This window comes from Streptomyces lothianensis (assembly GCF_047779955.1).
GTDB lineage: Bacteria > Actinomycetota > Actinomycetes > Streptomycetales > Streptomycetaceae > Streptomyces.
In genome coordinates this window covers 218051-243134 of record NZ_JBLMKT010000028.1, presented here as the reverse complement: position 1 = coordinate 243134, position 25084 = coordinate 218051, and the positions used below count along the sequence as shown (strand labels likewise).

Below are 25084 nucleotides of genomic sequence, written 5' to 3'. Positions count from 1 at the left end.
GAGTCGTCGTTGAAATACCAGTCTGGTCGTGCTGGATGTCTAACCTCGGTCCGTGATCCGGATCAGGGACAGTGTCTGATGGGTAGTTTAACTGGGGCGGTTGCCTCCCAAAGGGTAACGGAGGCGCCCAAAGGTTCCCTCAGCCTGGTTGGCAATCAGGTGTTGAGTGTAAGTGCACAAGGGAGCTTGACTGTGAGACCGACGGGTCGAGCAGGGACGAAAGTCGGGACTAGTGATCCGGCGGTGGCTTGTGGAAGCGCCGTCGCTCAACGGATAAAAGGTACCCCGGGGATAACAGGCTGATCTTCCCCAAGAGTCCATATCGACGGGATGGTTTGGCACCTCGATGTCGGCTCGTCGCATCCTGGGGCTGGAGTCGGTCCCAAGGGTTGGGCTGTTCGCCCATTAAAGCGGTACGCGAGCTGGGTTTAGAACGTCGTGAGACAGTTCGGTCCCTATCCTCTGTGCGCGTAGGAATATTGAGAAGGGCTGTCCCTAGTACGAGAGGACCGGGACGGACGAACCTCTGGTGTGCCAGTTGTACCGCCAGGTGCATGGCTGGTTGGCTACGTTCGGGAGGGATAACCGCTGAAAGCATCTAAGCGGGAAGCCTGCTTCGAGATGAGTATTCCCACCAACTTGATTGGTTAAGGCTCCCAGTAGACGACTGGGTTGATAGGCCGGATGTGGAAGCCCTGTGAGGGGTGGAGCTGACCGGTACTAATAGGCCGAGGGCTTGTCCTCAGTTGCTCGCGTCCACTGTGTTGGTTCTGAAACCACGAACAACCCCACGTTTGTCACAGAGCGTGGTGCGGTTGAGAGTTTCATAGTGTTTCGGTGGTCATAGCGTGAGGGAAACGCCCGGTTACATTCCGAACCCGGAAGCTAAGCCTCACAGCGCCGATGGTACTGCAGGGGGGACCCTGTGGGAGAGTAGGACGCCGCCGAACTAAATTTGATAAAGACGCTGGTCCCCGAACTTCGGTTCGGGGACCAGCGTCTTTTTGTTTTGCGTCACCTGCCGTTCATGTTGTCCCGGGAGCATCCGCGGCATGGGGACAGTCGCAAGGCTCAGGGCCGCTGGTATCGGACTCGGCGACGAAGTGATCGTGCCTGCCTACGGCAATGTCGGGATCACTGAGGCGGTGGTGTCCGTCGGCGGACTGCCGGTGTTCGCGGACATCGACCCCGATACGTACTGCCTGGACAGTGAGGCCGTTGCCGCGGTCATGGGGCCGAGCAGCGCCGCCATCGTAGCCGTGCGGCGCTTCGGCGGATCGGCAGGACTGCGGCAGGTAGAGGAGGCCGGGAGCCGCATGGGGCTGCTGGTGCTGCAGGAGGCCGATGAGGACGGCGGGGCCGACCCCGCGGATGACGTCCGCCGGAGGGCGCACGCGGCCTATCTGTCGGCACGGCTCAGGGGTGTGCGTACCCCGCTGGACAGCGCGGGGCACACGTACGAGCGGTACGTGGTGCGCGTGCCCGGGAACGGTCGGCCGGACCGCGACGCGTTCGCCCGCGCCGTACGCGCCAAGGGCGTGCGCTGTTCCGTGCCGGTGAAAACTCCCGTGCACCGGCTGCCCGGATACCGGCGGGACATCACGCTGCCGGCGACCGAGCGGGCCGCGGAGGAGACCTTGGCCCTGCATATCGGCGGTCACCTCGGGCGCCGGGACCTGCAGCGGATCGTGTCCGCGTGCAACGCGCTCGGCGGCCTTCTGGTGCCCGCCTCCTGAAGCGGGCTCAGGGCAGGGCGTCGAGGAACGCTCTGGTTGCGGGGGCGGGGTTGAACCGGCTCCAGGCCACGTATTCCACGCGTCGAGGGCCGTCGATGACGGACAGGACGCGGACATCGGGATGGGTGTGCGCGATGGGTGCGGGCAGGAGGGCGACGGCGAGGCCGCGGCTGACGATGCGCAGCATCAGTTCCGCCGACATCAGCTCGTAGGCGACCTCTCGGTCCAGTTCCGCCGCCTCGAAGGCCAGGTCGCTCTGCACGCGGCCCTGGGAGCCGGCCGGGAAGTCGGCGAACGGGGACTCGGCCAGGCGGCGCAGACTGACCTTGCTCCGACCGGCGAGGGGGTGTGTGGCGGCGACGACCGCGACAAGCTTCTCGCGGGCGAGCTCGCGCGTCTGCACGCCCTGCGGTTCACGTTCGGCGGGGAGGCCGAGGAAGGCCAGATCCAGTTCGCCGGCGGCCACGTCGACGCACATGACGTCGCTCGAGCCCGTGTGCAGGCTGACGCCGACCTGCGGATACCGCTCGCGGTAGCGCTGCAGGACGGCGGGGATGTCGACCGCGGAGACTGTGGGAATGATGCCGATCCGCAGCCGCCCGCGGACCTCGCCCACCGCGGCGGCCGCCTCCGTGACGGCGAGTTCCGCAGCGTCCACGCTCTGGCGTGCCCGCAGGAGGAAGGCCTCTCCCGCGGGCGTCACCTCCACGCGGCGGCTGGTGCGGGCGAAGAGCTGGAGACCCAACTCGCGTTCCAGGGCGCCGATCTGGTGGCTGAGGGCGGACTGGGCGACGAAACACTGGCGTGCGGCGCGGGTGAAGTTACGGGTCTCCGCGACGGCGAGGGCGTAGCGGAGTTGTCTCAGCTCCATGCGATCTATCGTGCTCTGCGATGGGTTCGATGACAACTATGTGTTGGACCGATTGACGAGTCCCGGCCGAGACTCGTCACATGAAGACAACGACCCCGCGAACGACCCCGCGAACGGCCCGGCCGTCGCGGCCTCGGGCCACCCGGCAGGCGCGGCCGGTGACCTCCGCGCCGCCGCCGGCCGACGTCGGCCGCACGCTCGCACTCGTCCTCGGCACGGCCCTCGCGCCCATGGCGTGGGGCACCACCTATGCGGTGACGACGGAGTTCCTGCCGGCCGATCACCCGCTGTTCGCCGCCCTGTTGAGGTCACTGCCCGGGGGACTGCTGCTGCTCCTGCTGACGCGCGTACTGCCGACCGGCGTGTGGTGGTGGAAGGCCGCCGTGCTCGGTGTGCTGAACATCGGTGCGTTCTATCCGCTGCTCTTCCTCACCGCCGAACTGCTGCCCGGCGGGGTCGCGGCCACCCTCGGCGCCGCCCAGCCGCTGATCGTGGCGGGTCTGGCGGTGGCGGTGCTGCGGGAGCGGCCGTCGGTGTGGCGCATCGGCTGGGCGGTCGCGGGCGCCGGCGGGGTCGCGCTGGTGGTGCTCGGGCCCGCCGCCGGGCTGGGGTTCGCAGGGGTCGTCGCGGGGCTGCTCGGTACCGCGTCCATGGCGCTCGGCGTCGTCCTGACCAAGCACTGGCGGGCGCCCGCGGGGGTGGGACCCATCACCATGACCGCATGGCAGCTGACCGCGGGCGGGCTCTTCCTGGTACCGCTCACGGCACTGTTCGAGGGCGCGCCCCCGCGGATCGACGGCTCCGCGGTGCTCGGATACGTGTGGCTGGGCACGGTGGGCGGGTTCATCGCCCACAGCCTCTGGCTCCGCGGCATCGGCCGCCTGCCGGTCACCGCGACCGCACTGCTCGTACTCCTGTCTCCGCTGGTGGCCGCGGTGATCGGGGCCTTGGTGCTGGACGAGAGCCTCACGGGCGTGCAGCTGGCGGGTCTGGTGCTTGCCCTGGGTGCGCTGCTCGCCGGACAACTTGATCCGCGCAAGACCGATGGGCGGCGGGATGCGCGAAGGAACGCCCGGGCGAGCGCCCAAGGGAACGCGCAGACAAGCGCCCGGACGAGCGCCCGGACAAGCGCCCGGACAACCGCCCGGACGAGCGCAGGGACTCGCGCCGAGATGAGCTGAGCGCACGGACGAATACGTGAACGGGCGCAGGACAGCCCCGTCAGGGAAAGGACGCAGCAATATGAAGATCGCAGTCATCGGCGCCACCGGGATGGCCGGGAGCCGGATCACCGCCGAGGCCGTACGTCGAGGGCATGCCGTCACCGCCGTGTCGCGCAGCGCACCGGATGCGGATGCGGTGCCCACGGGCGCGCACTGGGTGGCGGGGGATGTCTCCCGTGCCGAGGAACTGGAGCCGATCCTCGCCGCCGTCGATGCCGCTGTGCTTGCCGTCCGCCCGGCTCCCGGCGCCGAGGCGACGCTCGCGCCGCTCACGGCGCGGCTGCTCGACGTGGCCGTCGGCGTTCCGGTGCTCGTCATCGGTGGCGCGGGCCCGTTGCGCAGCCCCGACCCCGCGTATGACCGGGTGGTCGACGACCCCGCGTATGTGCCCGAGCGGTACCGCGCCATCGCACGGGCGAGTACGGAGCAACTGGACGCCTGTGTCACACGTTCCGGTACCGACTGGACCTACCTCAGCCCGCCCGCTCTCCTCGAACCCGGCAGGCGCACGGGAACCTACCGGCGCGGCGGCGACAAGCTGCTCGTGGCGTCCGACGGGCGATCCCGGATCAGCGCCGAGGACCTGGCCGTCGCCGTGCTCGACGAACTCGAATCCCGTTCAGGGGTCCGCCACTTCACGGTCGCGTACTGAGCCGCGCCGCCGGGTGCGGGGGCCACTGGGGAGGTGGTTCTGACCACGGCCTGATCCGGGGTATGATTCTTTCCGTTGCCGCGCGGGAAGCCCCGCAGGTCAACAGGCCCCTATAGCTCAGTCGGTAGAGCGTCTCCATGGTAAGGAGAAGGTCTGCGGTTCGATTCCGCATGGGGGCTCAGGAGAGAAGAAGACGAAAGGCCCCGCCCGAACCCGGGCGGGGCCTTTCGTATGTCATCCGCTTTTATGGGGCGGACCGGCCCTGTGAAGGGCCGGCCGCTCAGTCCGTGTGCGGCTCCGGTACGCGCATCGCGAGGATGGCCATGTCGTCGGAGGGCGCGTCCGTCGCGAAGCGCTCCACCGCGCGCATCACCCGGGCGGCGACCGCGCCCGCCGTGAGGCCGGTGCATGTGGTGAGGACGTCCGTCAGGCCGTCGTCGCCCAGCATCCGGGTGCCCTCGCGGCGCTCGGTCACCCCGTCCGTCACGCACAGCAGCACATCGCCGGGCTCCAGCGTCACGGTCTCCTCGTACAACTCCAGGTCGTCCATCACGCCGAGCAGCGGCTGCGGTTCCGCGAAGGGCTGTACGGTGCCGTCCTGGCGCAGCCTGAGCGGCAGTGGATGGCCCGCGCAGACCAGCTTGAGGACCGCCGAGCCGTCCTCCTGCGGCCACAACTCCCCGTACAGGAGCGTCAGGAAGCGGCTGCGGGCGCCCTCGTCCAGGATGGCGGCGTTGAGCCGCTCCAGGACCGCGGGGCCGCCGAAGCCCTCGCGGGCAAGGAGCCTGAGCGCGTGCCGGGCGAGGCCGGTGACCGCGGCCGCCTCCGGGCCCGTACCGCAGACATCGCCGATGGCGAAGCCGTAGGCGCCGTCGCGGATCGGGAAGAGGTCGTAGAAGTCGCCGCCGACCTCGTTGCCCTCGCCGGCCGCGCGGTAGATCACCTCGACCTCGACGCCCGGGATCTGCGGGAGGCCGGGCGGCAGCAGGCTGCGCTGCAGCGACTGGCTGATGGACATGCGCTCCGAGTACAGGCGCGCGTTGTCCAGGGCGAGGGCGGCCCGGCGGGAGAGGTCCTCGGCGAGTTCGAGGACTTCCTGGCGGAAGTGCTCCTCGGCGGGCTTGCCGAGGGTGAGCATGCCGATGACGCGGTTGCGGGCGACCAGCGGCAGGACGACCGTTTCGCCGCCGACCGCGGAGGCCGTCGCGAGCGTGGTGCCGATGCCGGCCGAGAGACGCGTGGGCTCGCCCAGGCCCAGGCTGCGCATCGAGGTGCGCAGGGCGGCCCGGTGGGCGGCCTCCGATGGCGCGTTCCAGATGCGGGCGCCGGGGGTGGGGACCGGGTCCGGGGGGTCGATGCGCTGGAGCAGGGCCTTCAGGCCGTCGATCCGGTCCTCGTCCTCGTGCAGTACGTAGGAGAGATACGGCTCCGAGGACTGGTCCGCGATCGTGTAGACCGCGCACCACGTGGCCAGCGTGGGGACCGTCATCTGGGCCATGAGGGCCAGCGTCTGGTCGCGGTCGAGGGTGCCGGCGAGCAGGTCGGAGGCCTCGACGAGGAAGGAGAGCGAGCCACGGCGCAGCCGCTCCAGCTCGCCGAGGCGGGCCGATTCCACGTTGAGCGCGATGCGGTCGGCGGCGAACTGGAGGCGCAGCGCCTCCTCGTTCGTATACCGCCCCGGTGCCTCGGCCGCGACGCCGAGCGAGCCGGTGAGGCGGCCCTCGACCTTCAGCGGGACGGTGACCACGGAGCGCATCCCGGTGCCGTTGAGCAGCGGGGCCGCGCCGGGTACGACGGTGAGGTCCTCGTGCACGGCGGGCATCCGCGCCGAGCCGTACCGCCCCGTGGCGGCCTCGACCGGGACGCGGGCGAACCGCTGGCGGGCGGAGGGCAGGCCGGTGGAGGCGCGGACCTCCAGCTCGGTCTCGTCGTCCGTGGCGAGCAGCAGGAAGGCCGCATCGCCGTCGAGCATGTCGCGGGCGCGCTCGACGGCGCGCTGCAGGAGCGAGTCGAGATCATCGGGCGCGGGGGAGCCGATGAAGTTGTCGAAGGGGTCGGCGGGGCTGCCGGTCTCCGGCAGGCTCGCCGCATCGGGCGCCGGGCCGCGGTGCGGGGTCTGCAGTACGGCGCGCTCCTGCTCCCGTACGAGCAGACAGACCGTGGAGGGATCGCCTTCGCTGTCCCGTACACGCAGATGGGAGGCGTAGACGGGGATGACACGGCCGTCGGCGGCGCGGATGCCGTAGCTGCCCTCCCAGCGTGAGAGCTGCAGCGCCTCGACGATCCCGGTGCCGGTGCCCGGGGTGTGCGGCCAGGCCGCGAAGTCGGTGAGCGGGCGGGAGAGGACCTTCTCCGCCTCGTAGCCGAAGAGGCTCTCGGCGCCGTCGCTCCACGCGGTGATCGAGCCGTCACGGTCGAGCTGGACGACGGCGACATGGACCTGCGGGCCGGCCTCCGGGAGCAGGCCGACGGGGAGCGCGGGGCCCGCCGTGCGCGTGCCGACCGGGTGCTCGGGCAGGTCGAGGCGGAACCAGACCTGTTTGTGCGTCGGCGTGTACTCGACGCCCCAGCCGCTGGCGAGCGCCGCGCACAGCTGGAGCCCGCGGCCGCCCTCGCGGTCCGGGCTCGCCAGGGTGTGCGGCGAGCGCTGCAGCGGAATCTCGCGCTCCGGGTAGCGGTCGGCCACCTCGATGCGTACGCAGTCCTCGCTGCGCAGGCAGAGCACGTCCGCCGTGGTGCCCGCGTGGACCACCGCATTGGTGACGAGTTCGCTGGTCAGCACGACCGCGTCGTCCATGACCTCCGTGCAGCCCCAGCCCTGGAGGATGTCACGGACGAAGGAGCGGGCACCGGCCACCGAGCGCCCGACCGGGTCGAAGCTGGCGGTGGCCCGAGCGGTGATCACAGAACTCCCCATGGTGTCGGCGTCCCCCGGTCCTGTGCCCCGCCGCTTCGCGGCTTCCCCGGCGGTGGGCACTTTCGGTTCGTATGACAGGTTAATGGGGAGGCCGACTCGCTGTTCAGGGGTATCCCCAAGCTGGGACCCCCTGAACATGGGAACCCCTCGCTCTCGACAGGCCGGCCGGCGGATTCGGGGTAGCAGTCCTGTCCGGTGGGAAGAACGAGTCGAGGCTTCGGGGGGTTACGTTGGAGGACTGGCATGTCCGGTGACCGATCCTGGAACACTGGGCATCCTCAGAGCTGAAGCGGCGAGCCGCGGCGAAGCCGGGCTCATGGCGAGGCAACGAGCAAGTGGTCGACCCCTGCGGGAGGGACACGGTGGAGTCCGGTACAGCTGCGCGCGGCAAGGCCCCGCGCGCGAAAGGCGCTCAGTCCCGTGGCGGTCGCGGCAGCGGGACCGTCGAGGTCGATGCCGCGGCGCTCAACAAGTTGGTCGGCGCCCTGGCAGCGATGCGGGACGGCAACTTCCGCAGGCGGCTGACCGTCACCAATGACGGTGTGATGGGCGAGATCGCCGCGCTCTACAACGATGTCGCGGACCGCAATCTGCACCTGACCGGCGAGCTCTCGCGGGTACGGCGGATGGTCGGCCGTGAGGGAAAACTCACGGAACGCCTCGCGACCGGCGCCTACGAAGGCTCCTGGGCGGCCGCGATCGACGCGTCCAACGCGCTGGTCGACGATCTCGTACGGCCCGTCTCCGAGGTCGGCCGCGTGCTCTCCGCGGTCGCGGAGGGCGATCTGGAGCAGCGCATGGAGCTGCGCGCGCCCGGGGCCGAGGGCACGGTGCATCCGCTGCGCGGTGAGTTCCTGAAAGTCGGGCGCACGGTCAACAACCTGGTCGACCAGCTGTCCCGGTTCACCGACGAGGTGACGCGGGTGGCCAGCGAGGTGGGCACGGAGGGCAAGCTCGGCGGGCAGGCCCGGGTGCGCGGAATGTCCGGTTCATGGAAAGACCTCACGGATTCCGTCAACACCATGGCGTACCGCCTCACCGCTCAGGTGCGTGATATTGCTCTCGTCACCACCGCGGTCGCCAAAGGTGATCTCTCGCGCAAGGTCACGGTGCACGTGGCCGGCGAGATGCTCGAGCTGAAGAACACCGTGAACACCATGGTCGACCAGCTCTCCTCGTTCTCCTCCGAGGTCACCCGCGTGGCCCGTGAGGTGGGTACGGAGGGCGAGCTGGGCGGTCAGGCGCAGGTGCCGGGCGTGGCCGGGGTGTGGAAGGACCTCACCGACTCGGTGAACCTGATGGCCGGCAACCTCACCGCGCAGGTGCGCGGGATCGCCGAGGTCACCACCGCCGTCGCCAACGGTGACCTGTCCCGCAAGGTCACGGTGAGCGCGCGCGGCGAGGTCGCCCAGCTCGCCGAGACGATCAACCAGATGACCGAGACACTCCGTACCTTCGCGGACGAGGTCACGCGCGTGGCGCGCGAGGTCGGCTTCGACGGGCAGCTCGGCGGGCAGGCGATCGTGCCGGGCGCGGCGGGCACGTGGAAGGACCTCACCGACTCGGTGAACACGGTTTTCCGCAACCTCACCACCCAGGTGCGCGACATCGCGACCGTGACGACGGCGGTCGCCAGCGGTGATCTCTCGCAGAAGGTCACGGTCGACGTGGCCGGCGAGATGCTGGAGCTGAAGAACACCGTCAACACGATGGTCGACCAGCTCTCGGCCTTCGGTTCCGAAGTCACCCGCGTGGCACGGGAGATCGGTGTCGAGGGCGAGCTGGGCGGCCAGGCCGAGGTGCCGGGGGCTGCGGGCACCTGGAAGGACCTCACCGACTCGGTGAACACCGCCTTCCGTAACCTCACCGGCCAGGTGCGCAACATCGCCCAGGTCACCACCGCGGTGGCGAACGGCGACCTCTCGCAGAAGGTCACCGTGGACGTCTCCGGCGAGATGCTCCAGCTGAAGAACACCGTGAACACGATGGTGGACCAGCTGTCCTCGTTCGCCGACCAGGTGACCCGGATGGCCCGTGACGTGGGCACGGAGGGCCGCCTCGGTGGTCAGGCCCGCGTGGACGGCGTCTCGGGTACCTGGAAGGACCTCACGGACTCCGTCAACTTCATGGCCGGCAACCTGACTTCACAGGTACGGCAGATCGCCCAGGTCACCACCGCGGTGGCCCGTGGTGACCTCTCGCAGAAGATCGAGGTCGACGCGCGCGGCGAGATCCTGGAGCTGAAGAACACCATCAACACGATGGTCGACCAGCTCTCCGCCTTCGCCGACCAGGTGACGCGGGTGGCCCGCGAGGTGGGTACCGAGGGCCGGCTCGGCGGCCAGGCGCAGGTGCCCGGCGTCGCGGGTGTGTGGCGTGATCTGACCGACTCGGTGAACGGCATGGCGGGCAACCTGACCGCCCAGGTCCGTAACATCGCGCAGGTCGCGACCGCGGTGGCCCGCGGTGACCTCTCGCAGAAGATCGAGGTCGACGCGCGTGGCGAGATCCTGGAGCTGAAGAACACCCTCAACACGATGGTCGACCAGCTCTCCAGCTTCGCCGAGCAGGTGACCCGGGTGTCGCGCGAGGTGGGTACGGAAGGCATCCTCGGCGGTCAGGCCGAGGTCCAGGGCGTGGCGGGCACCTGGAAGGACCTCACCCAGTCCGTGAACGGCATGGCGAACAACCTGACCTCACAGGTACGCAACATCGCCGAGGTCACCACCGCGGTCGCCATGGGCGACCTCTCCAAGAAGATCACCGTCGACGCCAAGGGCGAGATCCTCGAACTCGTCACCACCGTCAACACGATGGTCGACCAGCTCTCCAACTTCGCCGAACAGGTCACACGGGTGGCGCGCGAGGTGGGTACGGAGGGCCAGCTGGGCGGTCAGGCCCGGGTGCCGGGAGCCACCGGCATCTGGAAGGACCTCAGCGACAACGTGAACCTGATGGCCTCCAACCTGACCAGCCAGGTACGCAACATCTCCCAGGTCGCGATGGCCGTCGCCAACGGCGATCTGACGCGTACGGTCACCATTGAGGCGCGCGGCGAGGTCGCCCAGCTCGCCGACACCTTCAACATCATGGTGCGCACGCTGAGTTCGTTCGCCGACCAGGTCACCAAGGTGGCCCGCGAGGTGGGCACCGACGGCATCCTCGGCGGCCAGGCCCGTGTACCCGGCGTCGCCGGTACGTGGAAGGACCTGACCGAGTCCGTGAACCAGATGGCCTCGAACCTGACCGGCCAGGTGCGCAACATCGCCATGGTCACGACGGCCATTGCCAAGGGCGATCTCACCAAGAAGATCGACATCGAGGCGCGCGGCGAGATCCTGGAACTCAAGACCACCATCAACACGATGGTCGACCGGCTCTCCTCCTTCGCCGAGGAGGTCACCCGAGTCGCCCGCGAGGTGGGCACGGAAGGCCAGTTGGGCGGCCAGGCACGCGTGCGCGACGTCGACGGCACCTGGCGCGACCTCACCGAATCGGTGAACGAGATGGCCGGGAACCTGACCCGGCAGGTGCGGGCCATCGCCGCCGTCGCCACCGCCGTGACCCGCGGCGACCTCAACCTGAAGATCGACGTGGACGCGGCGGGCGAGATCCAGGTCCTCCAGGACCATGTCAACACGATGATCGCCAACCTGCGCGATACCACCATCGCCAACAAGGAGCAGGACTGGCTCAAGGGCAACCTGGCCCGCATCTCCGGCCTCATGCAGGGCCGCCGCGACCTCGCGGACGTGGCGAGCCTGATCATGAGCGAGCTCACGCCGGTGGTCTCCGCACAGCACGGCGCGTTCTTCCTCGCGACACCGACGGACGACGACCTTGCCACGGCGGGTGAGGAGGATGCGTACGAGCTGCGCATGCTGGGCAGTTACGGCTACTCCATGGGCTCCATGCCCACCTCCTTCAAACCGGGCGAGACGCTGATCGGGACGGCAGCCAAGGAGCGGCGCACGATCCTCGTGGAGAACGCGCCCTCCGGCTATCTCAAGATCGCCTCGGGGCTCGGGGACGCGCCGCCCGCGCAGGTGATCGTGCTTCCGGTGCTCTTCGAGGACCAGGTGCTCGGCGTGATCGAGCTGGCATCCTTCCAGCCGTTCACACAGATCCAGCGGGACTTCCTCAGCCAGATCGCCGAGATGATCGCGACCAGCGTCAACACGATCTCCGTCAACACCAAGACGGAGCTGCTGCTCAAGCAGTCGCAGGAGCTGACCGAACAGCTGCGGGACCGCTCCGAGGAACTGGAGAACCGGCAGAAGGCCCTGCAGTCCTCCAATGCCGAACTGGAGGAGAAGGCCGAGCTGCTCGCCCAGCAGAACCGTGACATCGAGGTCAAGAACACCGAGATCGAGACGGCTCGCCAGATCCTGGAGGAGCGCGCCGAGCAGCTCGCGGTCTCGATGCGCTACAAGTCCGAGTTCCTCGCCAACATGTCGCACGAGCTGCGCACCCCGCTCAACTCGCTGCTGATCCTCGCGAAGCTGCTCGCCGACAACGCCGAGGGCAATCTCTCCCCGAAGCAGGTCGAGTTCGCCGAGACCATCCACGGCGCGGGCTCCGACCTGCTGCAGCTGATCAACGACATCCTCGACCTGTCCAAGGTCGAGGCGGGCAAGATGGACGTCTCGCCGACGCGGATCGCGCTCGTCCAGCTCGTGGACTACGTCGAGGCCACGTTCCGGCCGCTCACCGCGGAGAAGGGCCTCGACTTCTCCGTGCGGGTCTCGCCCGAACTGCCCGCGACCCTGCACACCGACGAGCAGCGGCTGCTCCAGGTACTGCGCAACCTGCTCTCGAACGGTGTGAAGTTCACCGACTCCGGGGCCGTCGAGCTGGTCATCCGGCCCGCGGGTGCGGACGTGCCGCAGGAGATCCGCACCCAGCTCCTCGAGATGGGCACGCTGCGCAGCCCCGACGCGGACGTGATCGCGTTCTCGGTCACGGACACCGGTATCGGCATCCCGAGCAGCAAGATGCGGGTCATCTTCGAGGCCTTCAAGCAGGCCGACGGGACGACGAGCCGCAAGTACGGCGGTACGGGCCTGGGTCTCTCGATCAGCCGGCTCATCGCCCGGCTGCTCGGCGGCGAGATCCACGCGTCGAGCGAGCCGGGTCGCGGCTCGACGTTCACGCTGTATCTGCCGCTGCACCCGAACGAGCTGCCGCCGCAGGAGTACGCGCAAATCGCCACCGCCATCGAGCCGGAGGCCCATGTGGAGCTCCAGGCGCTGCCTTCGGTGTCCTCCGAGGAGTCCTTCACGGGGGGTGGCGGTGGGAGCGGCAATGGCACCGGCGGAGGGAACGCCGGCGCAGGAAGCGGGAACGCCGGCGCAGGCAGCGGCAGCATCGGCGGCGGCAACGGCGCCGTGGAGGCCGGAGGGCCCGTCACACCGCAGTCGGCGGCCCGCGAGGGCACGCTTTTCCGGCGCCACCGACGCTCCCTGCGGGCCGCGGATCCGCTGCCCGCGCTGCCCGGACAGATCGCGGGCCAGAGCGGAGCCGAGCAGGCGGGTGCGGACGGGCAGGCAGGATCGGAGCAGGCCGGGCCGCAGGCGCGGGCGGACTTCCGCTTCGGCGGCGAGAAGGTGCTCATCGTCGACGACGACATCCGCAACGTGTTCGCGCTGACCAGCGTGCTCGAACAGCACGGGCTGGCGGTGCTGTACGCGGAGAACGGGCGTGAAGGCATCGAGGTCCTCGAGCAGCACGATGACGTCACGCTCGTCCTGATGGACATCATGATGCCGGAGATGGACGGCTATGCGACGACCACGGCGATCCGCCGGATGCCGCAGTTCGCGGGCCTGCCGATCATCGCGCTCACGGCGAAGGCGATGAAGGGGGACCGGGAGAAGGCCATCGAATCCGGCGCCTCCGACTACGTCACCAAGCCGGTCGACCCCGACCATCTGCTGACGGTGATGCAGAACTGGATGGACGAGTCCTGACCGGGGTGGGGGCGGCTTCCGCCCCCACCCCGGCAGGGCTCGTGCTGACGGAACGTGTGCGAGGTCGTGTAAAAGCGCGGGATTCGGGGAACCTTCTGGTCTCCCACCGCGTTTCTGCTACGTGCACAGTGACATCGCGGTGACAGGGTGTGGCGACAGGCGGGGTGCGGCTACCATGACCGGCACAAGGACGGGCGGCAGGACGGAGCCGTCCCCCGGGGCGGCGGCAGGTGCTGCCCCGAGTCCTTCGGACAGGGGAGGCCCCATGTCGGGGCGAGGAGGACGGGCCATGGTGCAGAAGGCCAAGATCCTCCTGGTCGATGACCGGCCGGAGAATCTGTTGGCGCTCGAGGCCATCCTCTCTGCGCTCGATCAGACACTGGTCCGGGCATCGTCCGGGGAGGAAGCGCTCAAGGCACTGCTCACGGATGACTTCGCGGTCATCCTGCTGGACGTCCAGATGCCGGGCATGGACGGATTCGAGACCGCGGCGCACATCAAGCGCCGCGAGCGGACCCGGGACATCCCGATCATCTTCCTCACCGCGATCAACCACGGTCCGCACCACACCTTCCGCGGCTATGCGGCCGGTGCGGTGGACTACATCTCGAAGCCCTTCGACCCGTGGGTCCTGCGCGCCAAGGTCTCGGTGTTCGTCGAGCTGTACATGAAGAACTGCCAACTGCGCGAGCAGGCGGCCCTGCTGCGGCTGCAGCTCGAAGGCGGCGGCAAGACACCGCTCGGCGACAAGGGCGAGTCCGCCGGTCTGCTCGCCGAGCTCTCGGCGCGGCTGGCGGCCGTGGAGGAGCAGGCCGAGGCGCTCTCCAAGCAACTGGACGAGGAGTCCGCGGATGCCGCCGCCGTGGCCACGGCGGCCCACCTCGAGCGCAAACTCACCGGGCTGCGCCGCGCACTTGACGCCCTGGAGCCGGGTGCGGGCCAGGGCGCGCCCTCCATGCCCGCACAGAACTGAGCTGTTCGCGCAGAACTGAGCTGCCCTCGCAGAACTGTGCAGCCGGGCCGCGCTGTGCCGGCTGCACAGAACTGAACTGCCCACACAGAGCGGTCCAGGCTGCACGGCACCGACCTGCGGGCATGGAACTGAGCGCACGTCAGTTTCGCGCCGCTGTGCGCCGACACGTACGGGTGAGGCAGTAGGCACACGTGTCCACAGGCAGTCGCACCGGTAACCTCACCCCCATGGCCTCACGTCCCTCCGCAGCCAAGAAGCCGCCCGCCAAGAAGGCGGCGGCGCCCAAGAAGGCTCCGGCGAAGAAGGCCGCTGCATCCAAGGCGCCCGCCAAGAAGGCACCGGCCAAAAAGGCCCCCGCCAAGAAGGCCGCGGCCAAGCCGGCACCGAAGCCCGCCCCGAATCCCACCGGTGGCGTCTACAAGCTCGCCCGCGCCGTCTGGCTCGGCCTCGCCCACGCGGTCGGCGCCGCCTTCCGCGGCATAGGGCGCGGCGCCAAGGGGCTCGACCCGGCCCACCGCAAGGACGGCCTCGCGCTGCTCCTCATCGGGCTCGCCCTGATCGTCGCAGCCGGTACCTGGTCCCAACTCCGCGGTCCCGTGGGCGATCTGGTCGAGCTGCTCGTGACCGGCGCTTTCGGCCGGCTCGATCTGCTCGTGCCGCTGCTGCTCGGCGGCATGGCGGTACGGCTCATCCGCCACCCCGAGCAGCCGGAGGCCAACGGCCGTATCGTCATCGGGCTTTCCGCCCTGGTCATCGGCGTGCTCGGTCAGGTGCACATGGCCTGCGGGGCGCCCGGGCGCGGTGAGGGCACCGAGGCCATAAGGGATGCCGGCGGGCTGATCGGCTGGGCCGCCTCCCGCCCCCTCATCTTCACGATGGGCGAGGTCCTCGCCCTGCCGCTGCTCGTTCTGCTCACCGTCTTCGGCCTCCTCGTCGTCACCGCGACGCCGGTGAACGCCGTGCCGCAGCGGCTCAGACTGCTCGGCCAGAAGCTCGGCATCCTTGAGCCCGACGCCGTATCCGAGACGGAGTTCGGCGAGGACGACGCACGCTACGAGGAGCAGTGGCGCGAGGCGCTGCCCGCGTCCCCGGGCCGCCGCAGGCAGAGCCCCGCCTCGCAGCCGTACGATCCGGAGCAGGCCGAGGAGGAGGCGCTCACCAAGCGGCGCAGGCCCCGGCGCAGCAGCGTGCAGCCGGAGATGGAGCCTTCGCTCGACGCGATCGACGTGGCCGCGGCCGCCGCGGCCGCGCTCGACGGGGCGGTGATGAACGGGATGCCGCCCTCCCCGCTCGTCGCCGACCTCACCCAGGGCGTCACCGTGGAGCGCCCCGATCCGGCACCGACACCGGTGCCGGGCGCGCGCAGCCAGGAGCAGCCCCCGGCCGGGAGTAAGAAGCCGGCCGGGAGCAGGACGCCTGGTGGGAATCCGGAGGGGGACGATGCGTCCGGCGGGGGCGCCGTACCCGACCTCACCAAGCCCGCGCGGGACGAACCCCGCGATCTGCCGCCGCGCGCCGAGCAGCTCCAGCTCTCCGGCGACATCACCTACGCGCTGCCCTCGCTCGACCTCCTGGAGCGAGGCGGGCCCGGCAAATCGCGCAGCGCCGCCAACGACGCCGTGGTGGCCTCGCTCACCAACGTCTTCAGTGAGTTCAAGGTCGACGCCCAGGTCACCGGCTTCACGCGCGGCCCGACGGTCACGCGGTACGAGGTCGAGCTCGGACCGGCCGTGAAGGTCGAGAAGATCACCGCGCTCGCCAAGAACATCGCGTACGCGGTCGCCTCGCCGGATGTCCGGATCATCAGCCCGATCCCCGGCAAGTCCGCGGTCGGCATCGAGATCCCGAACACCGACCGCGAGATGGTCAACGTCGGCGACGTGCTGCGCCTCGCGGACGCCGCCGAGGACGCCCATCCGATGCTGGTCGCGCTCGGCAAGGACGTCGAGGGCGGCTATGTGATGGCGAACATCGCGAAGATGCCGCACATCCTCGTCGCCGGCGCCACCGGCTCCGGCAAGTCCTCCTGCATCAACTGTCTGATCACCTCGATCATGATGCGGGCGACCCCCGAGGACGTACGGATGGTGCTCGTCGACCCCAAGCGCGTGGAGCTCACCGCGTACGAGGGCATCCCGCACCTGATCACCCCGATCATCACCAATCCCAAGCGGGCCGCCGAGGCGCTGCAGTGGGTCGTGCGGGAGATGGACCTGCGCTACGACGACCTCGCGGCCTACGGCTTCAGGCATATCGACGACTTCAACGAGGCGGTACGCAACGGCAAGGTCACCCCGCCGCTCGGCAGTGAGCGGGAGCTGCAGCCGTACCCGTATCTCCTGGTGATCGTCGACGAGCTCGCGGACCTGATGATGGTCGCGCCGCGCGATGTCGAGGACGCGATCGTCCGCATCACCCAGCTCGCGCGCGCCGCCGGTATCCATCTCGTGCTGGCGACCCAGCGGCCGTCCGTGGACGTCGTGACCGGTCTGATCAAGGCGAACGTGCCCTCGCGGCTCGCGTTCGCCACCTCCTCGCTCGCCGACAGCCGCGTGATCCTCGACCAGCCGGGAGCCGAGAAGCTGATCGGCAAGGGCGACGGGCTCTTCCTGCCGATGGGGGCGAACAAGCCGACCCGTATGCAGGGCGCCTTCGTGACCGAGCACGAGATCGGCGCGGTCGTCCAGCACTGCAAGGACCAGATGGCGCCGGTCTTCCGGGACGACGTCACCGTCGGCGCCAAGCAGAAGAAGGAGATCGACGAGGAGATCGGTGACGACCTGGACCTGCTGTGCCAGGCGGCCGAGCTGGTCGTCTCGACCCAGTTCGGATCGACCTCGATGCTCCAGCGCAAGCTGCGCGTCGGGTTCGCGAAGGCGGGGCGGCTGATGGACCTGATGGAGTCGCGGAACATCGTCGGGCCGAGCGAAGGCTCGAAGGCGAGGGATGTTCTGGTCAAGCCGGACGAACTGGATGGAGTGCTCGCGGTCATCCGCGGGGAGGCTCACCCGTAAGGGAACAAGGGGCAACCGTTTCTCTTCCGGCTACGTCAAGTTGGATGGAGGGAGAGGGTGACCCGCCCCGCGGCCGGCCCGTCCGGTCGTGCGGGCTGCCGGACCGACCGGACAACCTGATGGCGTACAAAGTGCTGCCGCCCGGTTGCCTCACCCTTTCGTACCCCCCCTAGACTGAACGTCCAGCAGGTGGCTACACGCTCGAAAGGCGCTCCCGTGTCCATCGGCAACTCCCATGAAGACGACCGCCCTTCGATTGAAGACGACCTTCCCTTGACTCCGGACACCGATGAAGAGCGTCCCTCGGTCGGACGCGCCCTGCAGCTTGCCCGCCTCGAAGCGCGGCTCACCGTCGACGAGGTCAGTGCGGCCACTCGGGTCCGCGTCCCGATCGTGCACGCGATCGAACAGGACGATTTCTCGCGCTGCGGCGGCGATGTCTACGCACGCGGGCACATCCGCTCCATCGCCCGCGCCGTCGACACCGACCCCGCTCCGCTGCTCGCCCAGTTCACCGAGGAACACGGCGGCAAGGACGCGCCGAGCCCCGCGACACCGCTGTTCGAGGCCGAGCGCATCCGCCCCGAGCCGCGCCGCCCCAACTGGACCGCGGCCATGGTCGCGGCCATCGTCGCCGTGGTCGGCTTCGTCGGGTTCACGCTGTTCAGCGATCCCGACCAGGGCAGCAAGGACCCCGTCGCCGAAGGCTCGCCCAGCGCCACCCCGAGCGAGTCCACCGGCAAGCCCGCGCCCAAGAAGCCGGCCGACCCCAGGCCGGACCCGGCCGACAGCGCCATCGCCGGCGCGCCCAAGGACAAGGTCACCGTCCTGATCAGCGCCGACGAGGGGGAGAGCTGGGTCTCGGTCAAGGGCCACACCGGAGCCAGCATGTTCGACGGGATGCTCAAGGAAGGGCAGACCAAGACCTTCACCGACGACGAGCGCATCGATCTCGTGCTCGGGAACGCGGGAGCCATAAAGCTCTTCGTGAACGGCAAGGAGATCAAGGACGACTTCCGCCCCGGCGCGGTCGAACGGCTCTCCTACACCAAGGAGGACCAGGGGACCGCAGCCGAGGCGGGCTGAGCCCCTCCGCACGCGCCTTCCACGCCCCCACCGGCTGCCGGCCGGTGGGGGCGTCGGCGTTCGTACGCGGGCGTTCCGGGGGCGTGTCCGGAAGGCTCCAGGGCCGTGTCCGGGGCGTGCCGGAGCGCCTCGCGGCCCGTTCCCGCAGCACGCGGAAGCGGCGCTCAGGCCTCGCGGCGAGGGACGGCAGATGAACCAGATACTCTGGACGTTATGCCCGAACGCCGTACCGTCGCCCTTGTCACGCTTGGCTGCGCCCGTAACGAGGTGGACTCGGAGGAGCTCGCAGGCCGCTTGGAGGCGGACGGCTGGGAGCTCGTCGAGGAAGCCTCGGATGCCGATGTCGCCGTCGTCAACACCTGCGGATTCGTCGATGCCGCCAAGAAGGACTCCGTCGACGCCCTCCTCGAGGCCAACGACCTCAAGGACCATGGAAAGACCCAGGCCGTCGTCGCGGTCGGCTGTATGGCCGAGCGCTACGGCAAGGAACTCGCCGACGCCCTGCCCGAGGCCGACGGCGTGCTCGGCTTCGACGATTACGCCGACATCTCCACCCGCCTGAACGTCATCCTGAGCGGCGGCAACGTCGAGGCGCACACTCCGCGCGACCGCCGCAAGCTGCTGCCCGTCACGCCCGCCGAGCGCCAGGCCGCCGCCGAGGGCACCGCCCTGCCCGGGCACGCCCAGGCCCCCGAGGACCTGCCCGACGGGCTCGCGCCTGCCTCCGGGCCGCGCGCGCCCCTGCGCCGCCGCATGGGCAGCTCGCCCGTCGCCTCGGTGAAGCTCGCCTCCGGCTGCGACCGCCGCTGCTCCTTCTGCGCGATCCCGTCCTTCCGCGGCTCCTTCATCTCCCGGCGCCCCTCCGACGTGCTCGGCGAGACCCGCTGGCTGGCCGAGCAGGGCGTCAAGGAGATCATGCTGGTCTCCGAGAACAACACCTCGTACGGCAAGGACCTGGGCGACATCCGCCTCCTGGAGACCCTGCTGCCCGAGCTCGCGGCCGTCGACGGCATCGAGCGGGTCCGCGTCAGCTACCTGCAGCCCGCCGAGATGCGCCCCGGCCTGATCGACGTGCTGACCTCCACCGAGAAGGTCGCCCCGTACTTCGACCTCTCCTTCCAGCACTCCGCGCCGAACGTGCTGCGCGCCATGCGCCGCTTCGGCGACACCGACCGCTTCCTGGAACTGCTCGACCAGATCCGCGCCAAGGCGCCCACCGCAGGCATCCGCTCCAACTTCATCGTGGGCTTCCCCGGCGAGACCGAGGCCGATGTGGACGAGCTGGAGCGTTTCCTCACCGGTGCGCGGCTCGATGCGATCGGCGTCTTCGGCTACTCCGACGAGGACGGCACCGAGGCCGCCACGTACGGGGACAAGCTGGAGCAGGACGTCGTCGACCGGCGCCTGGCCCGGATCTCGCGTCTCGCCGAGGAGCTGACCGCGCAGCGCGCCGAGGAGCGCGTCGGCGAGACCCTGCGGGTGCTCGTCGAGTCCGTCGAGTCGGCCGACTCGACAGACGGCGCGGAGGACGGCGAAGGCGCGACCGGCCGCGGTGCGCACCAGGCGCCGGAGACGGACGGCCAGGTGGTCTTCACCACGGGCGAGGGCTTGACTGTCGGTCGTATGGTCGAGGCAAAGGTCGTCGGAACCGAAGGCGTCGACCTGGTGGTCGAGAGTCTTGAGGAGGCGGGCAGATGACGGGAGTCCCGGCATCGGCGGCGGGCGGGGCCGGCGGCAAGCCGGTGCCCGGCGGCAAGCTGGGTGCTGCGGCCGTCAATCAGGCCAGCCTCTGGAACATCGCCAACATCCTCACCATGATCCGGCTGCTGCTCGTGCCGGGCTTCGTCATGCTGCTGCTTGCGGACGGCGGCTACGACCCCGCCTGGCGCTCGCTGGCCTGGGCGGCCTTCGCGATCGCCATGATCACGGACCTGTTCGACGGGCATCTGGCCCGTACGTACAACCTCGTCACCGACTTCGGGAAGATCGCCGACCCGATCGCCGACAAGGCGATCATGGGCGCCGCGCTGATCTGCCTCTCCTCGCTCGGCGACCTGCCCTGGTGGGTCACCGGCGTGATCCTCGGCCGGGAACTCGGCATCACTCTGCTTCGTTTCATCGTCATCCGGTACGGGGTGATCCCGGCCAGCCGCGGCGGCAAGATGAAGACGCTCGCGCAGGGCACCGCGGTCGGGATGTACGTCCTGGCGCTCACCGGACCGCTGGCCACACTGCGGTTCTGGGTGATGGCCGTCGCGGTCGTGCTCACCGTCGTGACCGGGCTCGACTATGTGCGGCAGGCGATCGTGCTGCGCCGCCAGGGCCGCGAGAAGGAGCGGGCCGAGGCGCTGGAGCGCTCGTGACCGCGGACGCCGCCGGAGCGCTCGTGACCACGGACGCCGCGGCCCGAGTGCAGGAGCTGCTCGTCTCACGGGATGAAACGCTGGCGGTCGCCGAGTCCCTGACCGGCGGTATGGTCGCGGCGGAGCTCACAGCCGTCCCCGGCGCCTCCCGGGTCCTTCGCGGCTCCGTCACCGCGTACGCCACCGCGATCAAGCACTCGGTGCTCGGAGTGGACGCCGCACTGCTCGCCGAGCGCGGTGCGGTCGACGGCGAGGTCGCCCGGCAGATGGCCCTCGGAGTGCGCCGACTGCTCGGCGCGGACTGGGGGATCGCGACCACCGGGGTGGCCGGGCCCGAGCCGCAGGACGGGCAGGCGGTCGGCACGGTGTTCGTGGCAGTGGCCGGTGGCGCGGCTGCGGAAGATGGGAAAATCGCTGTTCTGCGGTTGAACGGCGATCGTGCGGAAATCCGTAGGGAGAGTGTACGGAGCGTGCTCGGTCTGCTGCTGAGCGAGCTGGCGGTGAATGCGCGGGCACAGGATACGGAACAGAACGGGGGGAATTGATGTTTGCAGCCCTGAGTGAACACGACATCGCTCCCCGCACGGCCGCCCCGCGAGGCGGTACGGTGGGGCGTGAAGGATGCGGCTGCGCGGTCCGAGGAGGGAGCCACCGATGATTCTGCTCCGTCGCCTGCTGGGTGACGTGCTGCGTCGGCAGCGCCAGCGCCAGGGCCGTACTCTGCGCGAAGTCTCCTCGTCCGCCCGAGTCTCGCTCGGCTATCTCTCCGAGGTGGAGCGGGGGCAGAAGGAGGCTTCCTCCGAGCTGCTGTCCGCGATCTGCGACGCGCTTGACGTACGGATGTCCGAGTTGATGCGCGAGGTCAGCGACGAGCTCTCGCTCGCCGAGCTGGCCCAGTCGGCTGCCGCGGGAGAGACCGCCCGTGAGCCGGTGCCTGCGGGTGTTTCCGCCGGCGTGCGTCCCATGCTGGGATCCGTCTCGGTGGCCGGGGTGCCGCCGGAGCGGGTCACGATCAAGGCGCCCTCCGAGGCGGTGGATGTGGTCGCCGCCTGAGAGCGCGCCTGCGCACGACGAGCGTGCGCACGAGTTGTGTGGCGAACCCCGGCCGGGTCCACCGGCCGGGGTTCGGTGCGTTGTGGGGCTTGGTGCCCGGCTCTCCCGACATGCCTTCCTGGGTGCGGGCTGCCAAGGTGGGATGTGCCGGACTGTCGTTCCGAGAGGCGAAGAGGCACATGTACGTTGTGAAGAGCCCGCTGTCCGATACGGATCTCAAGGTTGTGTCCGAGGCGCTGCAAGGAGCCCTGGTCGACCTGGTGGACCTGTCCCTGGTGGCCAAGCAGATCCACTGGAACGTGGTCGGGCCCCGCTTTCGTTCCGTCCACCTTCAGCTCGACGAGGTCGTCGACACGGCCCGGCTGCACTCCGACACGGTGGCCGAGCGTGCCTCGACCCTCGGTGTGTCACCCGACGGGCGGGCGAAGACGGTGGCGGGAACGAGCGGTATCGGGGCGGTGCCCGAAGGGTGGATCAAGGACGCCGACGCTGTACGGACGCTGGTGGACGCGCTCGGGGCGGTGATCACCCGGATGCGGGAGCGTGTGGGAGCGACGGGGGAGGCGGATCCGGTGAGCCAGGACATCTTCATCGGGATCACCGCGGATCTTGAAAAGCACCATTGGATGTTCCAGGCGGAGAACGGCTGAGCTCGTCGGAGCGCCTTGTGGCGTGGGTGGGTGCCGGTGTCGCCCGGACACCGGCACCCCGGTCGCCCGTCACCGCGTCAGCGGATGCGAATGCCGCCCGGACACTTCGTCGATCTCGGTGTGCGCCTTCTGCAGCATCTGCGAGGCGAGATCCATCAGCGCCCGCGCGCCGGCGATCTCCTCGCCGACTCTCAGCTGATCCGGGTCGGAAGGATGCCTCATGGCATTTCCACGCGCCCGCATCTCGGTCCCGTCCGAGAGCCTGACCAGGGCCGCGGCACTCGTACGATGCCCCTCCTCGTCTTCGGTGAACTCGATCTCCACGTGCCATCCGACGAGAGTGCGCATGATCCACCACCTCCAGGACCCCCCTGGGTCTACTTCTGATGGTGCAGGCCCCAGTACGGCAGATCAACCGGCTCCGAGTTCTGGATGCGGTACGGGGGCGTCGGGCGAACCTGGCGCTGTGGAATTTTCGGCGACGACCGGAACGATCCCGGAGCGCGCCCCTGGGTGGGTGCAGCGGCACGCCCCAGCCTGGGTTTGGAGGTGGTTGCTGTGGTCGGCGGGAGGGTGCTGTGGAGCCTGGCGGTCGCTGCGGGTGTCGTAGGGGGATGCGCGTGGTGGTGGGCGATGGGGCGGGTGGTGTTCGCGCCGCTGGGAGAGGTCGGCGCGTTGGAGGTGTCCGTGGCCGCCGGAGGGTGGGGCGTGAGTCTGATACCCGTGCATGCGGTGCCCTGGGCGCGGGCGGTGGGCGTGCGCCGGGTGCGGGCCGCGTACCGGGTGCAGGCGCGCAGGCGAGCCCGACGGCGGCGGGTCACCAGGGCATGGCGACGCCGCCGTTCGGGCGGAGGATCTGGCCCGTCGTGAAGGACGCGGCATCCGATGCCAGGTGCAGGACCGCGTGGGCGATCTCCTCGGGCAGGCCGACCCGGCCCAGCGGGGACATCTTCGACATGAGGGCCTCGGTGTGGGCCTGGACCTCGCTGTTGTTGTGGCGCAGCGTCATCGGCGTACGGATCCAGCCGGGCGCGACCGCGTTCACCCGGATGCCGTGGTGGCCGATCTCGGTGGCGAGGGTCTTGGTGAGCTGGACGACCGCGGCTTTCGCGGCTCCGTAGCAGAGCAGGCCGGGGCCGCCGGTGTCGACGGCGCCCGAGGCCATGGTGATGATGCTGCCCTTCGTGCCGTTGGCGATCATCACCCGGGCGGCCTCCTGGCAGGCGTACAGGATGCCCTTGAAGTTGATGGCCATGACCCGCTCGAGGTCCTCGTCGGAGGTTTCGAGGACCGGGCTGCTGTGCATGACGCCGGCCACCGCGGCGAGGATGTCCGGCTGCGCCTGGGTGATGGCTGTTTCGAGCTGCTCGCGGTTCGTGACGTCGAGGGCGTGGGCGTGGGCGGTGCCGTTCTCGGCCTTGACGGCGGCCGCGGTCGCTTCGAGGCCTTCCGTGTCCCGGTCCGCGCAGTGCACGGTGGCGCCCGCGCGGGCCAGGAGGAGGGCGCTTTCGCGGCCGATTCCGCTGGCGGCTCCGGTGATGAACGCGGTGCGGCCGGTGAGGTCGTACGCCTGGATGACGGGCATGGGGGGACGGTACGGAGTGGCCTGACGGTCCGTCAATTATGGGGACCGGATTGCTCGTACGGAGTCGGCTGCGGCTTTGCTCGTACGGGGTCGGCCGCGGCGGTGTCGTACTACTGGGGCGAGGGGCCCGACTGGCAACGTGGGCACCAGTACGTGGGGCGGTCGCGGCTGCCGTCGCCCTGTTGGGCGGTGCGGATGCCGGTGCCGCAGCGCAGGCAGGGGCGGGACTGGCGGCCGTAGACGTAGAGGCGCTGGTCGCGGCGGCTGGTGGTGGTGCGGACCGGCTGTTCGCGGTTGGCTTCGAGGAGGCGGTGGGCGGCGGCGATCAGGCGGGGTGCGAGGGTCTCGGGGAGGTCGCCGACCGGGGTCCACGGGGTGACGGCGGCCATGAAGCAGAGCTCGCTCTTGTAGATGTTGCCGATGCCCGCGAGGTTGCGCTGGTCCAGGAGGGCTTCGCCGATTTCACGGGCCGGGTCCGCGAGGAGGTTGGCCAGGGCCCGGTCCGGGTCCCAGTCCGGGCCGAGGAGATCGGGGCCCAGGTGGCCGACTGCCTTGTCCTCGTCCGCTGTGCGCAGGAGCTCCAGGACGGGGAGGCGGTAGCCGACCGCGGTGTGGTGTGCGTTGCCGAGGATCGCGCGGATCTGGTGGGCGGCGCCGCCCGTCCAGCGTTCGCCGGGGGTGAAGACCCTCCAGGCGCCGTCCATCTTGAGATGGGAGTGCAGAGTGAGGCCGCCCTCGATGCGGGTGAGCAGGTGTTTGCCGCGCGGGGTGACGTCGAAGACCTTGCGGCCGGTGAGATCGGTGGTGGCGTATCTGGGAACGCGGAGGTCGCTGCGGGTCAGGGTGCTGTCGGCCAGGGCTCGGTGGAGCCGGGTGGCTGTCCGGTGGACGGTGTCGCCTTCGGGCATGGACGGATCGATCTTCGTGGAGGGGGTGGTTTGTGGGCGGGGGACTGGCTTGGTGAGAGGCCGGGCCGGGATGCGGTTCGGGGC

Annotated in this window: 17 protein-coding genes, 1 tRNA gene and 2 rRNA genes; 15 read left to right on the top strand and 5 right to left on the bottom strand. The window is 69.8% G+C overall.

Annotation, left to right across the window (positions count from 1 at the left end):
• The 3 genes from ACLF6P_RS09035 to ACLF6P_RS09025 form a co-directional block, all read left to right on the top strand.
• Positions 1 to 744 (top strand): 23S ribosomal RNA (locus tag ACLF6P_RS09035); the annotation flags it as partial.
• 89 nt (positions 745 to 833) lie between these two features.
• Positions 834 to 950: ribosomal RNA gene (gene rrf, locus ACLF6P_RS09030) — 5S ribosomal RNA — on the top strand.
• 102 nt (positions 951 to 1052) lie between these two features.
• A complete protein-coding gene (locus ACLF6P_RS09025) occupies positions 1053 to 1736 on the top strand; it encodes a DegT/DnrJ/EryC1/StrS family aminotransferase (RefSeq protein WP_415949341.1) in 684 nt (227 codons plus the stop codon).
• A 7-nt stretch (positions 1737 to 1743) separates the two neighbouring features.
• Here the strand turns inward: ACLF6P_RS09025 and ACLF6P_RS09020 are convergent, their stop codons facing one another.
• Complete coding sequence (locus ACLF6P_RS09020; protein ID WP_415949340.1) at positions 1744 to 2607, bottom strand: LysR family transcriptional regulator; 864 nt, start codon at positions 2605 to 2607, stop codon at positions 1744 to 1746.
• Positions 2608 to 2837: 230 nt separating this feature from the next.
• On the opposite strand from ACLF6P_RS09020, the gene ACLF6P_RS09015 reads away from it, so the two are divergent.
• The 3 genes from ACLF6P_RS09015 (at position 2838) to ACLF6P_RS09005 (ending at position 4661) form a co-directional block, all read left to right on the top strand.
• Positions 2838 to 3788, top strand: coding sequence for an EamA family transporter (locus ACLF6P_RS09015; protein ID WP_415949351.1), 951 nt, complete (start codon positions 2838 to 2840; stop codon positions 3786 to 3788).
• Positions 3789 to 3849: 61 nt separating this feature from the next.
• Positions 3850 to 4482, top strand: coding sequence for an NAD(P)-dependent oxidoreductase (locus ACLF6P_RS09010; RefSeq protein ID WP_415949338.1), 633 nt, complete (start codon positions 3850 to 3852; stop codon positions 4480 to 4482).
• Positions 4483 to 4588: 106 nt separating this feature from the next.
• Positions 4589 to 4661, top strand: a tRNA-Thr gene (locus tag ACLF6P_RS09005).
• 101 nt (positions 4662 to 4762) lie between these two features.
• Here ACLF6P_RS09005 and ACLF6P_RS09000 read toward each other — a convergent pair.
• Positions 4763 to 7399, bottom strand: a complete 2637-nt coding sequence (locus tag ACLF6P_RS09000; RefSeq protein WP_415949337.1) for a SpoIIE family protein phosphatase — start codon at positions 7397 to 7399, stop codon at positions 4763 to 4765.
• Positions 7400 to 7761: 362 nt separating this feature from the next.
• Here ACLF6P_RS09000 and ACLF6P_RS08995 point away from each other — a divergent pair, with 362 nt between their 5' ends.
• The 9 genes from ACLF6P_RS08995 to ACLF6P_RS08955 all read left to right on the top strand — a co-directional run bounded on the left by ACLF6P_RS08995 (position 7762) and on the right by ACLF6P_RS08955 (position 22507).
• A complete protein-coding gene (locus tag ACLF6P_RS08995) occupies positions 7762 to 13368 on the top strand; it encodes a HAMP domain-containing protein (protein WP_415949336.1) in 5607 nt (1868 codons plus the stop codon).
• 289 nt (positions 13369 to 13657) lie between these two features.
• Positions 13658 to 14341: a response regulator gene (locus tag ACLF6P_RS08990; protein WP_415949335.1), complete on the top strand. Its 684-nt coding sequence runs from the start codon at positions 13658 to 13660 to the stop codon at positions 14339 to 14341.
• 227 nt (positions 14342 to 14568) lie between these two features.
• Positions 14569 to 17355, top strand: a complete 2787-nt coding sequence (locus tag ACLF6P_RS08985; protein ID WP_415949334.1) for a DNA translocase FtsK — start codon at positions 14569 to 14571, stop codon at positions 17353 to 17355.
• Positions 17356 to 17571: 216 nt separating this feature from the next.
• Entirely contained in the window at positions 17572 to 18441 is an 870-nt protein-coding gene (locus tag ACLF6P_RS08980) for a helix-turn-helix domain-containing protein (RefSeq protein ID WP_415949333.1), read from the top strand.
• 213 nt (positions 18442 to 18654) lie between these two features.
• Positions 18655 to 20139, top strand: coding sequence for a 30S ribosomal protein S12 methylthiotransferase RimO (gene rimO / locus ACLF6P_RS08975; protein ID WP_415949332.1), 1485 nt, complete (start codon positions 18655 to 18657; stop codon positions 20137 to 20139).
• Entirely contained in the window at positions 20136 to 20804 is a 669-nt protein-coding gene (gene pgsA / locus ACLF6P_RS08970; protein ID WP_415949331.1) for a CDP-diacylglycerol--glycerol-3-phosphate 3-phosphatidyltransferase, read from the top strand. Before rimO ends, pgsA begins: the two co-directional genes overlap by 4 nt.
• Positions 20801 to 21349: a CinA family protein gene (locus ACLF6P_RS08965; RefSeq protein WP_415949330.1), complete on the top strand. Its 549-nt coding sequence runs from the start codon at positions 20801 to 20803 to the stop codon at positions 21347 to 21349. Before pgsA ends, ACLF6P_RS08965 begins: the two co-directional genes overlap by 4 nt.
• 109 nt (positions 21350 to 21458) lie before the next feature.
• Positions 21459 to 21857: a helix-turn-helix domain-containing protein gene (locus ACLF6P_RS08960; RefSeq protein ID WP_415949329.1), complete on the top strand. Its 399-nt coding sequence runs from the start codon at positions 21459 to 21461 to the stop codon at positions 21855 to 21857.
• Between the two features lie 179 nt (positions 21858 to 22036).
• Complete coding sequence (locus ACLF6P_RS08955; protein WP_415949328.1) at positions 22037 to 22507, top strand: Dps family protein; 471 nt, start codon at positions 22037 to 22039, stop codon at positions 22505 to 22507.
• A gap of 69 nt (positions 22508 to 22576) precedes the next feature.
• On the opposite strand, the gene ACLF6P_RS08950 is transcribed toward ACLF6P_RS08955, so the two are convergent.
• The 3 genes from ACLF6P_RS08950 to ACLF6P_RS08940 all read right to left on the bottom strand — a co-directional run bounded on the left by ACLF6P_RS08950 (position 22577) and on the right by ACLF6P_RS08940 (position 25000).
• On the bottom strand, positions 22577 to 22855 hold the full coding sequence (locus ACLF6P_RS08950) for a DUF1876 domain-containing protein (RefSeq protein ID WP_415949327.1): 279 nt from the start codon (positions 22853 to 22855) through the stop codon (positions 22577 to 22579).
• 469 nt (positions 22856 to 23324) lie between these two features.
• Positions 23325 to 24092, bottom strand: a complete 768-nt coding sequence (locus ACLF6P_RS08945; protein WP_415949325.1) for an SDR family NAD(P)-dependent oxidoreductase — start codon at positions 24090 to 24092, stop codon at positions 23325 to 23327.
• Between the two features lie 110 nt (positions 24093 to 24202).
• Positions 24203 to 25000, bottom strand: a complete 798-nt coding sequence (locus tag ACLF6P_RS08940) for an Fpg/Nei family DNA glycosylase (protein ID WP_415949324.1) — start codon at positions 24998 to 25000, stop codon at positions 24203 to 24205.
• Positions 25001 to 25084: the final 84 nt, after the last annotated feature.

Bases quoted from the DNA above. Each gene is read 5' to 3' on its own strand.
- ACLF6P_RS09010 (WP_415949338.1), top strand. From the start codon at position 3,850: ATGAAGATCGCAGTCATCGGCGCCACCGGGATGGCCGGGAGCCGGATC.
- ACLF6P_RS09025 (WP_415949341.1), top strand. From the start codon at position 1,053: ATGGGGACAGTCGCAAGGCTCAGGGCCGCTGGTATCGGACTCGGCGAC.
- ACLF6P_RS08940 (WP_415949324.1), bottom strand. From the start codon at position 25,000: ATGCCCGAAGGCGACACCGTCCACCGGACAGCCACCCGGCTCCACCGA.
- ACLF6P_RS08945 (WP_415949325.1), bottom strand. From the start codon at position 24,092: ATGCCCGTCATCCAGGCGTACGACCTCACCGGCCGCACCGCGTTCATC.
- ACLF6P_RS08990 (WP_415949335.1), top strand. From the start codon at position 13,658: ATGGTGCAGAAGGCCAAGATCCTCCTGGTCGATGACCGGCCGGAGAAT.
- ACLF6P_RS09020 (WP_415949340.1), bottom strand. From the start codon at position 2,607: ATGGAGCTGAGACAACTCCGCTACGCCCTCGCCGTCGCGGAGACCCGT.
- ACLF6P_RS08955 (WP_415949328.1), top strand. From the start codon at position 22,037: ATGTACGTTGTGAAGAGCCCGCTGTCCGATACGGATCTCAAGGTTGTG.
- ACLF6P_RS08960 (WP_415949329.1), top strand. From the start codon at position 21,459: ATGATTCTGCTCCGTCGCCTGCTGGGTGACGTGCTGCGTCGGCAGCGC.
- ACLF6P_RS09000 (WP_415949337.1), bottom strand. From the start codon at position 7,399: ATGGGGAGTTCTGTGATCACCGCTCGGGCCACCGCCAGCTTCGACCCG.
- rimO (WP_415949332.1), top strand. From the start codon at position 18,655: ATGCCCGAACGCCGTACCGTCGCCCTTGTCACGCTTGGCTGCGCCCGT.
- pgsA (WP_415949331.1), top strand. From the start codon at position 20,136: ATGACGGGAGTCCCGGCATCGGCGGCGGGCGGGGCCGGCGGCAAGCCG.
- ACLF6P_RS08985 (WP_415949334.1), top strand. From the start codon at position 14,569: ATGGCCTCACGTCCCTCCGCAGCCAAGAAGCCGCCCGCCAAGAAGGCG.
- ACLF6P_RS09015 (WP_415949351.1), top strand. From the start codon at position 2,838: ATGGCGTGGGGCACCACCTATGCGGTGACGACGGAGTTCCTGCCGGCC.
- ACLF6P_RS08950 (WP_415949327.1), bottom strand. From the start codon at position 22,855: ATGCGCACTCTCGTCGGATGGCACGTGGAGATCGAGTTCACCGAAGAC.